The sequence below is a fragment of the Oceanicaulis sp. genome (genome assembly GCA_040112665.1).
Taxonomy (GTDB): domain Bacteria; phylum Pseudomonadota; class Alphaproteobacteria; order Caulobacterales; family Maricaulaceae; genus Oceanicaulis.
Window position 1 is genome coordinate 2461417 of record CP157796.1, and the last position, 13389, is coordinate 2474805.

The 13389-nt window shown below is 67.2% G+C and carries 14 protein-coding genes; 10 read left to right on the forward strand and 4 right to left on the reverse strand.

The annotated features are described in order from the left end of the window. Window positions 1–118 precede the first annotated feature (118 nt). The 4 genes from ABL308_12070 (at window position 119) to ABL308_12085 (ending at window position 4814) form a co-directional block, all read left to right on the forward strand. On the forward strand, window positions 119–1189 hold the full coding sequence (locus ABL308_12070) for a GNAT family N-acetyltransferase (GenBank protein XBQ15683.1): 1071 nt from the start codon (window positions 119–121) through the stop codon (window positions 1187–1189). Continuing rightward, window positions 1186–2274 carry a hypothetical protein gene (locus ABL308_12075; GenBank protein ID XBQ15684.1) on the forward strand — a complete coding sequence of 363 codons (1089 nt, stop codon included), beginning with the start codon at window positions 1186–1188 and terminating at the stop codon, window positions 2272–2274. Before ABL308_12070 ends, ABL308_12075 begins: the two co-directional genes overlap by 4 nt. Window positions 2275–2352: 78 nt before the next feature. Further along, the gene (locus ABL308_12080) at window positions 2353–3111 is read left to right on the forward strand and encodes a glycosyltransferase family 2 protein (GenBank protein XBQ15685.1); all 759 of its coding nucleotides are present in this window, start codon (window positions 2353–2355) and stop codon (window positions 3109–3111) included. Continuing rightward, window positions 3108–4814 carry a glycosyltransferase family 39 protein gene (locus ABL308_12085; GenBank protein XBQ15686.1) on the forward strand — a complete coding sequence of 569 codons (1707 nt, stop codon included), beginning with the start codon at window positions 3108–3110 and terminating at the stop codon, window positions 4812–4814. The genes ABL308_12080 and ABL308_12085 overlap by 4 nt, the downstream gene beginning before the upstream one ends. On the opposite strand, the gene ABL308_12090 is transcribed toward ABL308_12085, so the two are convergent. From ABL308_12090 to ABL308_12105, 4 genes are all read right to left on the reverse strand, one after another. Further along, complete coding sequence (locus ABL308_12090; GenBank protein XBQ15687.1) at window positions 4811–5710, reverse strand: haloalkane dehalogenase; 900 nt, start codon at window positions 5708–5710, stop codon at window positions 4811–4813. The genes ABL308_12085 and ABL308_12090 overlap by 4 nt on opposite strands. Window positions 5711–5816: 106 nt before the next feature. Beyond that, a complete protein-coding gene (locus ABL308_12095) occupies window positions 5817–6407 on the reverse strand; it encodes a tail fiber protein (GenBank protein XBQ15688.1) in 591 nt (196 codons plus the stop codon). 16 nt (window positions 6408–6423) lie between these two features. Further along, a complete protein-coding gene (locus tag ABL308_12100) occupies window positions 6424–7005 on the reverse strand; it encodes a tail fiber protein (GenBank protein ID XBQ15689.1) in 582 nt (193 codons plus the stop codon). An 11-nt stretch (window positions 7006–7016) separates the two neighbouring features. After that, window positions 7017–7610, reverse strand: coding sequence for a tail fiber protein (locus tag ABL308_12105; protein ID XBQ15690.1), 594 nt, complete (start codon window positions 7608–7610; stop codon window positions 7017–7019). A gap of 173 nt (window positions 7611–7783) precedes the next feature. Between ABL308_12105 and lpdA the strand changes: the two genes are divergently transcribed. The 6 genes from lpdA (at window position 7784) to ABL308_12135 (ending at window position 13285) form a co-directional block, all read left to right on the forward strand. Next, on the forward strand, window positions 7784–9190 hold the full coding sequence (gene lpdA, locus ABL308_12110; protein XBQ15691.1) for a dihydrolipoyl dehydrogenase: 1407 nt from the start codon (window positions 7784–7786) through the stop codon (window positions 9188–9190). Window positions 9191–9290: 100 nt separating this feature from the next. Then, the gene (locus tag ABL308_12115; protein XBQ15692.1) at window positions 9291–9962 is read left to right on the forward strand and encodes a hypothetical protein; all 672 of its coding nucleotides are present in this window, start codon (window positions 9291–9293) and stop codon (window positions 9960–9962) included. Between the two features lie 197 nt (window positions 9963–10159). Continuing rightward, entirely contained in the window at window positions 10160–10408 is a 249-nt protein-coding gene (locus tag ABL308_12120) for a hypothetical protein (GenBank protein ID XBQ15693.1), read from the forward strand. 2 nt (window positions 10409–10410) lie between these two features. Next, on the forward strand, window positions 10411–11673 hold the full coding sequence (locus ABL308_12125) for a hypothetical protein (protein XBQ15694.1): 1263 nt from the start codon (window positions 10411–10413) through the stop codon (window positions 11671–11673). Window positions 11674–11795: 122 nt separating this feature from the next. Then, window positions 11796–12764, forward strand: a complete 969-nt coding sequence (lipA, locus tag ABL308_12130; GenBank protein ID XBQ17739.1) for a lipoyl synthase — start codon at window positions 11796–11798, stop codon at window positions 12762–12764. Between the two features lie 8 nt (window positions 12765–12772). Beyond that, window positions 12773–13285, forward strand: coding sequence for a type II toxin-antitoxin system RatA family toxin (locus ABL308_12135; protein XBQ15695.1), 513 nt, complete (start codon window positions 12773–12775; stop codon window positions 13283–13285). Window positions 13286–13389 lie beyond the last annotated feature (104 nt).

The following is a 13389-nucleotide window of genomic DNA, read 5'->3' on the forward strand; positions in this document are numbered from 1 at the left end:
ACGTCCATGCAAGGCCGGGGCCGGTGCGGACGCTCGGAACGGAATATGCATAACCAGGCTGAAGACCGGCTTAACCGGTCGGGTTTATGCATTTCGCATCGAAACGGGACGATTGATCATGGACGTGCGTCTCAAGGACGTTTCATCGCTGAGCAGTGACGACCGCGAGGCCTGGGCGGCGTTTCAGGCCGCCGACCCCGCGCTGGCGAGTCCGTATTTCGCGCTCGGCTTTCTCGATGCGGTCGCCGCGGCGCGCTCGGACGTGCGCGTGGTGTGCGCCTACGAGGCCGGAGCGCCGGTCGGGTTCCTGCCGCTTCACACCGGTCCGCTGGGCCATGCGCGGCCGCTGGGCGGGCCTCTGGGCGATCACCACGGACTGATCGCGGCGCGCGGGGCGCGCCTCGACATCGACGCGTTGCTGGCGGCGGCGAAGGTGCCCGTGTTTGACTTTTTCGGCGCGGTCGCCGAGGCGGGGTTTCAGGATCGCGAGGGGGTGCGTGACGGCTCCTGGGTGGTCGATCTCGGCGGGGGCTACGACGCCTATCTGGCGCGTCAGAAAAAGCCGGGCGGGAACACATTCCGCACAATCATGGCGGCGAACCGCAAGCTCGAAGAAGCCGGCGAGGTCGTCTTCCGCTTCGACGACCGCAGGCCCGAAACGCTTGAAGCGCTGCTGGAATGGAAGTCCGGACAGTATCATGCGTCCGGGCATTTCGACGTGTTTTCAGTCGAGTGGACGCGCAAGCTTATCCATCATCTGAGCGCCTCGGAGAATCCGGGTGCGCGGGCTCTTGTTTCCAGCGTCGAGCTGAACGGCGCGCTCGTCGCAGCGCACTTCGGCCTGCTCGGCGAGCGGGCGCTGCATTACTGGTTCCCCGCCTACGATCCGGACTTCGCCCGCCTGGCGCCGGGCAACGCCCTGTTGTCTCGCCTTCTCGAAGCGCTGGCCGGCGAGGGGATCGCCGAGGTCCATCTCGGCCCCGGCGAGTATCGCTACAAGGCCGCGCTCGGCTCCTGGCAGTTCGCTCTGGTCCAGGGCTGCGCCGGGCAGGGGCCGGTCGCCGCCGCCCGCCGCGCCGCTGCGGCGCTCGAAGCGGCCGCCGAGCGCCTGCCGATCGGACGCGCGGCGCACTGGCCGGGCAAGGCGTTCCGGCGCATCGACACGCTCATGGGCTTCAGGGCGGCATGATCACGCGCCGCGCCGCGCTCGGCCTCGCCGGCGGGTTCGCCGCGTGCGGTCTCGCGCCGGCGGGTCTGAGGCGTTCGACTGGAAAACGCGCGCTCTGGCGCAATGAGGGCGGACCGCATCTGAGGGGCGCGGTGTTCGTACAGCGCCGCGTCTATCCGGAAGTGGACGGGCCGAGCTTTCTCGGCCCCGGTCCTGTCGGCCAGCCGGTGACGCCGGACGCTCTGTCCCGCCTCGCCGACGCGGGCGCCAATCTCGCCAGCTGGTCCGGCCCGGGGATTTTTGCAGAAAGCCCGCCGTTCAGTATCGATGCCGCGATTGAAGACCATGTCGGGGCGTGGCTCGACGCCTGCCGGTCGCGCGGGCTGTTCACCACGCTCTGCCTTAGAACCGGCCCGGGGCGCAGCGCCTTCGCCTTTCACCCCGATGAAGGCTGGTACCCGCAGCGCCTGTTCGACAACTCGATCTGGCGCGGCGACGACAAGCAGGCCGCCTGGGCGGAGATGGTGGCCGAGACGCTGCGCCGCTTCGGCGATCATCCCGCCTGCGCGGGCGTGGTCGCGATGGACGAGCCGAACGGCGCGGACGCGGGCCATGACGGGGTCTGGCCGGGCTTTGCGGCCCGGATCGCGTCCGCCTGCGAGGGGCTCGACAAGGGCGCGCCGCTCATCTTCAGCCCCGATCGCTGGGCGCGGACCGAGCGGGCCGGCGAGTTGAGGCGGGCGGTCGGGCCGGGCCCGGTCATGGCCGTCCACGATTACGACCCGTGGGATTTCACTCATCAGGCCGAGGGCGCGCAGCGCACCTACCGGCGTGAGGCGGACGCAATCGTCCTGCCGCAAAGCGCGAACGGCGACTGGGCGATGCTGGAGTTCGGGGCTGTGAACGCAGCGCCGGGCCTGCCCGATTATCTCGAAGACCGCATCTCCGCGTTCGAGGCCGCCGGGGCGAACTGGGCGGTGTTCCGGTGGACCAGCGGCTGGACGGAGTACGAGGCGGTCGAAGGCGGCATGGCGGTGTCCGAGCATCCGCGCGCGCTCGCCGTGCTGCGCCGGGCCTGGGCGCGCAACACCGTCCGGCCTGCCTAAACCGGGCCCGACCGATTGCCGCACGGCGCGGGGCGGGCTAACAGGTTCGCCGACCTTTCGCCTTTTAGCGAGCGCGCCGTGACCGAACCGAGTCTTTCCATCGTCATCCCCGCTTACAACGAGGCGGAAAGCATCGAGGCGGTGGTGCGCGAGGCGCTCGGCGTGTTCGACGAGGCGTTCGACAGCTTCGAGATCGTCGTGGTCGACGACGGCAGCGCGGACAACACCGCCGATGCGCTCAAAGCGCTGGTCGCCGAAGAGCCGCGCCTGCGCGTGCTGCGCCACCCCAACCGCTCGGGCAAGAGCGCGGCGCTGCGCACCGGGATGATGGCCGCGCGCGGGCTCTGGGCTGCGACCATGGACGGCGACGGCCAGGACGATCCGCGCTCGGTCGTCGACATGGCGGCGGCGGTGGATCTGTCCACGGTCGGCGAAGTCGGCCTCGTCGCCGGGTGCCGGACGAACCGGACCGACGGCGCGAACCGGAAATTCGCGTCGCGCTTCGCGAACGGGCTGCGGCGCACGCTTCTGAACGATGACTGCCCGGACACCGCCTGCGGGTTGAAGCTGATCGTGCGGGATCTGTTTCTGGCGCTGCCCTTTTTCGACGCGCTGCACCGTTACCTGCCAGCGCTCAGCCGTCATCTGTGCTTCGGGATCGTGTGCGTGCCGGTGGTCAACCGCGCGCGCCAGGCCGGCACCTCGAAATACACCAATCTCGGACGCGCCGCCGCAGGGCTGTTCGATCTGCTCGGCGTGATCTGGCTGATGCGCCGCACCCATGTCCCCTCGCGCGAATACGTGCTGCGCGGCCATGTGAAGGATCTCGGCCGATGAGCGCGTTCTTCGACCAGCTCACCGAGCGTCCGGAGAAGGGCGGGCTCAGCCCGCGCGCCTGGATCGTCATGATGCTGCTGGCCGTGGCTGCGCTCGCGCCGGGCCTGTTCTCCGTGCCGGCCATGGACCGCGACGAGTCCCGCTACGCCCAGGCCAGCCGGCAGATGATGGAGAGCGGGGACTATCTCAATATCCGCCTTCAGGACGTCGACCGCCACAAACAGCCCGCCGGGACCTACTGGCTGCAAAGCCTCGCCGCACAGCCCTTCGGCGGAGCCGACGCGCCGATCGGCGCACACCGGATCCCCGGCTTTCTGTTCGCCCTGATGGCGGTTGCGATCACAGGCTGGCTCGGCGCGCGCATGTTCTCGCCCGCGGTGGGACTGGCGGCCGGGCTCGTGCTCGCAACGACACTGGTCCTGTCGGTCGAAGCGCGCACGGCGAAAACCGATGCGATTTTGCTCGGCGTGGGGATGATCGCGCAGGCCGCGCTGATGTTCCTGATGGTCCGCGTCGAAGAGCGGCGGCCGAACTTCATCGGCTGGCCGGCGGTGATGTGGGCGGCGCTGGGCGCCACGCTGCTGATCAAGGGCCCGATCTTCCTGATGGTCACGGCCCTGACCCTGGTCGTCTTCACCGCCTGGAAGCGTGATCCGGGTCTGCTGTTGAAGGTGCGGCCGCTGCCGGGGATCGCACTTGCGCTCCTGATCTTCACGCCCTGGTTCGTGGCGATAAACCTCGAAACCGACTGGGATTTCGCCAAGACCGCGATCGGCTATTCCATGCTCGACAAGGTCGGCGAGGCGCAGGAGGCCCATTCAGGCCCGCTGGGCTTCCATCTGGGGTTCACCTTCATCACCCTGTGGCCCGGCGCGGCGCTTCTGGGCGTCGCGATCCTGACCGCCTGGAAGATGCGGGCGCGCGAGGAGATCAAGTTCCTGATCGCCTGGATCGTGCCGACCTACGTGGTTTTCGAAATCGTCGCGACCAAGCTGCCCCACTACACCCTGCCCAGCTTTCCCGCGATCGCGCTGCTGATCGGGCTCGGACTTGCGAACCTGTCCGAGGTTCTGTCCTCGGGCCGGGCGAAGCTGCTGCACTGGGCGACGGTGCTGATCGCTGTGCTGGTGGCGATCGTGCTCGGTCTCCTGCCGTTCATCGCCGCATCCTATCTCGGCGAGGATCCGGAGATCGCGGGCTATCTCACGATCATTCTGGGCGCGCTCGCTGCGGTTGCGATCATCGTGCTGGGGCTCAAGCCGAGCCTCGAGCGCCTGCTGGGCACGGCCGTGGCCGCCGCTGCGCTATGGGCGTGCGCGTTCGGGGTCGCGATCCCCAATATCGACGCGCTCTGGCCGTCGGACCGGGCCGGGCGGCTCGCCGACCAGATCACCGGGTGCGAGGACAAGGTGATCGTCACGGTCGGCTATGAAGAGCCGTCCAACATGTTCAATCTCGGCACATCGGTGGTGCTCGGCGAAGACCCGACCCAGGCCGCCAACGTGCTTCTGAGCGCGCCCGAATGCGGCCTGGCGATCGTGGACGCGAGCTACATCGTCGAGTTCGGCGCGCGCATCGAGGCGGCCGGCCAGTCCCTGCGCATCCTCGGCACGGTCGAGGGCTACAACACGGTGAAGGGCGATCCGCTGTCGCTTGGCTTCTACACGCTGGAAGGCTCTAACCTGCGCCGCGCCGCGCGCTAGCCGATTCGGAAATGATCGAGCGCGTTGCGTGCGATCGTGTCGCCCCATTCCTGGACGAAATGGCCCGCCTCGGTCAGGCGCATCGGCTCGGGACAGTTGCGGATCACGCTGCGCAGCCAGCCCATGGTCTCAGGGCCCAGCACAGGATCCTGCTCGCCGATCGCCATGAAGCTTTCGCCGGCCCAGTCCTCGGCCCAGAACTTCACTGCGCGCTTTCCGGTGTCTACGCCCTCCATGTCAGGGCTGATCGGCACCAGCGAGGGGAAGCGCCGCACGCCGGCCTTGTAGCGATGATCGGGGAAGGGGGCGTCATAGGCCGCCGCCTCGTCGTCGGACAGGATCGGCGTGGCGCGTTTCATCAGCCGGCCGACATCGAGATCGGGCGTGTTCGCCATGTAGTCGCGCCAGGCGATGAAGCCCTCGCTCGCGCCCTTGCCGACCCCGATCGCGGTGTTCATCACCAGAAGCCGCGTGAAGCGGTCCGGCGCGTCCATCGGCAGGGTCAGCCCCAGAACGCCGCCCCAGTCCTGGCAGACAAGACAGACGTCCTGGAGGTCGAGCCGTTCGAGGAAGGCCTGCAGATAGGCGCGGTGCCAGTGGAAGGTGTAGACGGCGTCCTCGACCGGCTTGTCCGACCGGCCGAAGCCGAGAAGGTCGGGAATCACCACCCGTGCGCCGGCCTCTAGGAACACCGGCGCCATCTTACGGTAGAGATAGCCCCAGCTCGGTTCGCCGTGCAGGCACAGAAAGACGGGCGCGCCCTGGCGCGGGCCCTCGTCGACATAGGCGAGCCGGAGGCCGTCATAGCCGGGCAGGTCGTCGACATAGCGGGGCTCGAACCCCCAGCCGGGCAGATCGGTGAAACGCTCGTCGGGGGTGCGCAGGGCTTCGATCATCGGGAACTCCGTTCGGTGCAGGCGGCGATCCTGCAAGGCCCCAACTAAAAAAGAAAGCGCCGCCCGGACGAACCGGGCGGCGCCAGAAGTTCGGCGATTGAGCTGCCTAGTTGCGGGGCGGGTAGAGGCCCTGCAACGCCATGCAGTATCTCAGACCGAGGACCGGATCGGTCGTCTCGATCGGGTTGTTGTTCCCGGTGATGCCGATCGTGTCGCTTTCGAACGCGGTGTTCGGCGTCGTCGCGTAGGTGTTGGCGACATTGAGGTTCGAGATCGTCGCGCCCTGCGGATTGGGCGTCGAGCCCGGACTGTTGGAGAAATGCGCCGCATGGTTATGAGGCGGCAGGTGGGCCTCGGTGAGCGTGTGCGTGTGCGAGCCGCCCCTCTGGCCCAGCTGGAAGAAGCTCAGCCCCGGGCCCTGACCCGCGCCGACGGGAACGCGCCCGCGCATGTCCGGCAGGCCGAGCGTGGTTCGCCCGTCCCCGCCGTAGGTGGTCCCGATAATTGAAAACAACGACTCGTTGCCGTTGATCGGCAGAAGTTGACCGCCGAGCTGCGCCCAGCCGCGCGGGCAGAAGTTGAAGCCGACGACGATGATGTCGCCGATATAGGGATCGTCCGCCTGGGCGTGCGCTGCGGCGGGAGCGGCGAGACTGCATGACAGCGCGGCGACGCCGGCGAGAAGAAGATTTCTCATGGTTCTCTATCCTTCCTCAGTTCCGCGACGGGTAGATGCCGACCAATGCGACGCAATGGATCGTGCTCAGGTAAGGCCCTTGTACGGACATCGGCTGCCCCCCGCCGGTAGACCCGATCGACCCGGCCTTCATCGGCGAGAGCGACTGGCCCGGCGCGGCGTAAGCCGGCCCGGGATAGGTCGGAAAGGTGTGACCGACCAGGGACGCCTCGGTCGGCGCGGCGGTGCTGCCGTTAAAGCTGTGCGAGTGCGCCGGCAGCTGGCTCAGCGTAAGGGTGATCGTGCTCGCCCCGCCGGTTTGCCCCATCTGATAGGTCGGGCCGCCCGGCATCGAACCGTCGCCGATCGCCATGCGTCCCGACAGGTTCGGCAGAGCGAACGTGGTTTGGCCGTTCCCGCCGTAAAACGTGCCGTAAAGCGAGTACAGCGCCGTGTTCTGCGCGATCGACAACAGTGCGCCGTCGGCTTCCTGCCAGCCGTAAGGGCAGAAATTGTACGGGAAGGTGTCGATCTGTCCGATGAACGGATCAAGCGCGTGCGCCGAGGTTCCGGCGGCGGTCAGCGCGAGCGCTGTCGCGGTGAGAAATGCGTTTTTCATTCTGGTCCCCCTTAATTGCGCTGCGGGAAGGTGCCCTGGAGCGCAATGCACCAGGTGATCGCAGTGTATGGGGTGCGGATCGGGAAAGCCTGGCCGCCTCCGGTCATCCCCACCGTACCGCTCGCCATCGACAGGGAGGGATCGGGGTTCGCGCCGGTATAGGCGTTCAGCGTACCTTCATCGAACTCGGCCAGATCCGAGCCGGTCGGTGACATGCGGGTGCCCGGCCGATCCGACGCGTTCAGGTTGTGGGTATGCGGCGGCATTTCCGCGACCGTCATGGTGTGGGTCTCAGACCCGCCCATCTGCCCGATCAACTGGCTCTGACTGCGGCCGATCGGCGTGCGCCCGCGCAGGTCCGGCAGGGCGAAGGTCGTGGTGCCGTTGCCGCCGAACTGCGTGCCCAGAAGGCTGTATAGTGCCTGGTTCTGGTTGATCGGCATCAGCTGGCCTTCCGCTTTCGTCCAATGACGTGGGCAGAAGTTGCCGCCGAACATCCTGAGCTGGCCGAGAAGCGGATCCTCTTCCGCTGCGGCGGGTGCGCTGACGCCTGCCGTAAGCGCCGCTCCGGCGACGCAGGCCGAAAGGAGCATTCGCAATTTCATGTGTGGTTCCTCCCCTGAAAATGCGTATCGACATCCTGAATTAACCATAAGTTTCTGTCTACAAAAAGTAGCGCGTATAAGTGTATAACTTTCGCGACAGGCGAAGCGGCGCCTGTGGATTGATTTTCCCGCGCGCCCCGGCCATGACGGCGTCTCGCATCAAGGAGACGGACATGGCCGATTTCGACGTCATCGTCATCGGGGGCGGACCGGGGGGCTATGTGGCCGCGATCCGGGCCTCCCAGCTCGGCTACAAGACCGCCGTTGTCGAACGCGAACATCTGGGCGGCATCTGCCTGAACTGGGGCTGCATCCCGACCAAGGCGCTGTTGCGCACCGCCGACGTCATGGAGCTGTTCCACCGCGCGGGGGAGTTCGGCCTCAAGGCGGACAATATCGGCTTCGATCTCGACGCCGTCGTGAAGCGCTCGCGCAAGGTGGCCGGCCGGCTGAGCTCCGGCGTCGGCGGTCTGATGAAGAAGAACAAGATCACCGTGATCGACGGCGAGGCGCGCCTTGAAAAGGGCGATCGCGCGCCGAAGGTCGTGGTGAAAACCGACTCAGAGGAAAAGCGGCTGACCGCTGATCACGTGATTCTGGCGACCGGCGCGCGGGCGCGGACGATCCCTTCCGCAGGGCTCGCGCCGGACGGAAAGCACGTCTGGACCTATAAGGAAGCGATGGTCCCCGACGTCATGCCAAAGTCGCTGCTGGTGATCGGCTCGGGTGCGATCGGCATGGAGTTCGCGAGCTTCTACGCCGCGATGGGTGCGAAAACGACCGTGGTCGAAATGGTCGACCGCATCCTTCCCGCTGAAGACGCGGAGATTTCGGCCTTCGCCGAGAAAGCCTTCAAGAAGCGCGGCCTGACGATCCACACCTCAGCTGGCGTTCAATCCCTGAAGCCCCATGCGAAAGGCGTGACCGCCGAGGTGAAGCTCAAGAGCGGGAAGACCGAGACTCTCGAGGTCGACAAGGTTGTGCTCGCCATCGGCATCACCGGCAATGTCGAAGGGCTCGGCCTTGAAGATCTCGGCGTGACGATCGAGCGCGGCCATGTCGTGGCAGACGGCTATGGCCGAACCGGCGTAAACGGGCTTTACGCGATCGGCGACGTGACCGGCGCGCCCTGGCTCGCCCACAAGGCCAGCCACGAAGGCGTGATCTGCATCGAGGCGATCGCCGGGCTGAACCCCCATACGATCGACAAGACCAACATCCCTGGCTGCACCTATTGCCATCCCCAGGTCGCCAGCGTCGGCCTGACCGAGGCGAAGGCGAAAGAGGCCGGGCATGAGCTGAAGGTCGGCCGCTTCCCCTTCGTGGGCAACGGCAAGGCGATCGCGCTGGGCGAAGATCAGGGCCGGGTGAAGACGATCTTCGATGCGAAGACCGGAGAGCTTCTGGGCGCGCACATGGTCGGCGCGGAGGTGACCGAACTCATCCAGGGCTATGCGATCGGCAAGACGCTGGAGACCACCGAAGCCGAGCTGATGCACGCCATTTTCCCGCACCCCACGCTCAGCGAGATGATGCACGAGAGCGTGCTCGACGCTTACGGGCGGGCTCTGCACTATTAAGAAAATTTCATGGGGCGGGCGCATCCGGGAAAGGTGCGCCGTGCATCTGATCGGACGAAAGCCGGGCGGACAGACCCGGTTGGTCGATCAGGAGACGCATATGAAACACCTCGCCATCGCCGCCGCCGTGTCGGTCTTCGCGGCCGGCTGCGTACAGGCCCAGTCGGTCGAGCGCACCACGTTCGACGGCATCGTCGGCACGCATAATCTGGACACGGACGGCGACGTCGAGATGAACGGCGTGGCCGTGACCCTGAGGGGCCGCGTCGGCGGAAACGTCGAAATGAACGGCGCCTCGGTCGACATGCGCGCCGATGTCGCCGGCGACGTGGAAGCGAACGGCGGCAGCGCCGAGCTGAACGGCGAGATCGGCGGTCGCACCGAGGTGAACGCCGGCTCGGCCCGGCTGATGGGATCCTACGCAGGTCCGGTCGAGGTGGCCGCCGGAGCGGCGGAGCTGCGCGGCGCGTTCGCGAACGCGCTTGAAATCGACGCCGGCCGCATCAATTTTCGCGGCGAGGCGAACGGTCCGATCCGCTTCCACGGGCAGGGCGAGCGGCATGGCTGGCGCGACCGGGGCGACGATTCGGAGATTCGCATCCGCGGTGCGCTGAACGCCGGCGGCCGGATCTGCGCACACGAGGTCCGGTTCGAGTCGGGCGCGGTGATCGGCGGTCCGCTGGAGGTCGTCGCTGATTCCCCGCCCGAATTCGCGGTCGGCGTCGATCAGAGCCGGATAACCTTCGTCCAGCGCGACGGACGCTGCGACTGACGCCCGGCGCTTCGGCGCCTGCATTCCTCCCGCGAAGGCCCGCGCCGAACCCTCGGCGCGGGCCTTTTCGCGTTACGCGGTCGTCTCCCGGCGGAAAATTTATCGTTATTCGAAAAAAAAGCGCTTCCTTATCGAGTTTCGATATGATATCGAGTTTCGATATGGTTGGTCGTATAACGATAAAGGGGAAAGACCCGATGAGACGACTCCTCCTCATGACCGCCGCGGCGAGCGTGATCGCGCTCACCGCGTGCATGGAGGTCGAGCTTGGAAGCTCGGCGCACGCTGACGAGACGAGCGAACGCGTCAGACTGATCGCAGCGGAGGACGCCTCCGACTGCCTCGAGGCCGAGCCTGCGGTGCAAACCGCCGAGCGCTCCGCCGACGACATCACAGAAACCCGCGGACGCGACGCGCGCCGCTGCGAAACCGCATTGGAGGGCTGATCATGATCAGGGCTCTTGAAAAACTCTTTCTCGCCGGCGCGCTTGCAGCCGGCGTGCTCAGCGGCGCCCCGGCGCTCGCCCAGCAGTATATCGGCGGCGATCTCAGCCTGACGCTAGACGAGAGCGACGATGTGCGGATTCTCGCCGCAGACGTGACCGCGACCGGCACGGTGCTGGGCGGGGTCTCGATCCTGGCCGCCGACGTGTCGCTCGACGCCGATATCGCCGGCGACGTGGAGATCGCGGCCGCCGACGTGAGCGTCGACGGGCGGGTCGGCGGGGACGTTTCCCTGGCCGCCGCCGACATCACCCTGGATGCGGACGTGGCCGGCGACGCGGAGATCGCCGGCGCCGATGTCGGCGTGAGCGGTGTGATCGGCGGCGAGGCCGAGATCGCCGGCGCGTTCGTCCTCATCGGCGATGACGCCGCGATCGAGGGCGAGGCCTCCATCGCCGCCCGTGAGGTCCATGTGCGCGGCCGGCTGGCGCAGGGCGGAGAGATCCGTGGCCGCGAGGTGTATCTCGAAGGCGTGATCGAAGGCCCGGTCGAGATCCGGGGCCGCGAGGTCTGGATCGAGGAGAGCGCCGTCATCTCCGGTCCGATCACCGTGCGCTCGCCCCGGGCGCCCGAAGTCGCGCCCGGCGCGCAGGTCGGTGAGCTGACCCATATCGAGGAAGCGTTCGACGAACGCTCGCTCGACCGCGATTTCAGCTTTGATATCGGGGGCTGGCCGGCGATGGGCGTGCTCGGCGGCGTCTTCGCCGCCAGCGCCTTCGTGCTGGGCATGCTGGTGAGCCTGCTCGCACCGGAATCGACCGGCCGGATCGCGGCCTGCTTCCGCGCCCGTCCCTGGGTCTCGGGCTTCCTCGGGCTGGTTGTGCTCGCCACGCTGCCTGTGATCGTGCTGACCCTGATCACGCTTCTGGCGGTGACGGTTATCGGCATTCCGCTCGCCGTGCTGCTGGTGCTGGCTCTGCCGATCGTCTTCTTCCTCGCCTTCGCGTTCGGCGGGATCGTCATCGGCGATCTGGCGCTGAACCGCTCCGGCGACCGGGCCGGGCTGGGCCTGCGAGTGATCTCACTGCTGGTCGCGCTCGTGGCGATCGTCGCGCTGTCGGCGGTCCCGATCCTGGGCTTCTTCATCCTGCCCGCCGTGCTCTGCATCGGTCTGGGCGCATGGACGCTGGCGATCTTCCAGCGGCAGAACCGCAACGGCGGCGGCGACAGCGCGCCGGCGGCGGCTGCCGAACCCGACGCGGTCTGAGTTAGGACCCGTTCCCTCCGAACCTGGCCCGGCGGCTTTCGAGCCGCCGGGCTTTTTCGTGCAAGCCCGCCATGCGCAGCAGCGGCTTGAAGCGGAGGGCGCATAGGTCCATGTTCCGCGCCATGACGACGCTCATCGACGCCAAATCCGCGCGCGCCGCGCGCCACCCTGAAAAGCAGAAGCGCCCCGACACGCCCGTCCAGCGCAAGCCGGACTGGATTCGCGTCAAGGCGCCTGCAGGCGGCGTGTTCGCCGAGACCCGCAAAACGGTGAAGGAGAACAATCTCGTCACCGTGTGCGAGGAGGCCGGCTGCCCCAATATCGGCGAGTGCTGGGCGGAAAAGCACGCCACTTTCATGATCATGGGCGACACGTGCACCCGCGCGTGCAGCTTCTGCAATGTGAAGACCGGCCTGCCCAACGCGCTCGACGCCGACGAGCCGCGCCGCGTCGCCGAAGCGACCAAGACGATGGGCCTCAAGCACGTCGTGATCACCTCGGTGGACCGCGACGATCTCGCCGACGGCGGGGCCGAGCACTTCGCCCAGGTGATCCGCGCGATTCGCGAGACCAGCCCCGGCACGACCATCGAGATCCTGACCCCGGACTTTCTGAGGAAGCCCGGCGCGGCGGAAGTCGTGATCGACGCCAGGCCGGACGTGTTCAACCACAATCTCGAGACCGTGCCGCGGCTCTATCTCTCCATCCGGCCCGGCGCGCGCTATTACCATTCGCTGCGCCTTTTGGAGCGGGTGAAGGAGCGTGACCCCTCCCAGTTCACCAAGTCCGGCATCATGGTGGGCCTGGGTGAAACCAAGGAAGAGGTGATGCAGGTGATGGACGACATGCGGTCCGCCGGCATCGATTTTCTGACCATCGGCCAGTACCTGCAGCCGACCCGCAAGCATGCCGCGGTCGACCGTTACGTCCATCCCGACGAGTTCAAGGGCTATGAGACCATCGCTCGCGCCAAGGGCTTCCTGATGGTCTCGGCCACTCCGCTCACCCGGTCGAGCTATCACGCCGGGGACGATTTCAAGCGCCTGCGCGAGGCCCGCGAGGCGGCGCTCAAGGCCGGACGCGCCGTCTAGGCTTTCTGATGAGCGCCGAGCACGTCGAACGCCTGAGGCTGCGTCATCGTCCCGACGATCTCTTCGATCTCGTCTCGGACGTGCGCAGCTATCCGCGTTTCATCAATCTCATCAGCGCGATGCGCGTGACCCGCGAGCATGTCGAGAACGGCTCGGGCGAGCTCGACGCCGAGGCCCGGGTGCGCTTTCGTTTCGTGCGCGAACGCTTCTCCACGCGCGTGTACCTGAACAGGCCCGAGCGGCTGATCGACGTCGACTATCTCGCCGGCCCGTTCCACGACCTCGCCAATCAGTGGCGCTTCCATGAGCTGTCTGACGGCTCGACGCTGATCGATTTCTGGATTCGCTACAGCTTCAAGAACCCGATCCTGCAGGTCCTGGTGGACACCAACCGGGGCAGGGCGGTGCGCTTCCTCATCGAGTCCTTCCGCCAGGAAGCCGAGCGCCGCTACGAGACGGTGGGCGCCAGCGAGCTGGACTGGAGCGGCGAGGCGGGCGCGTTCACGGCTGCGGGGCGGTAGGCGATCGAGTCTTCGCGCGACCTCCTGATCGTCATTCCCGCGTAAGCGGGAACCCAGTCCGGCCTCGCCGCTGCCCCACGGCCCCTGGGTCCCCGCATGCGCGG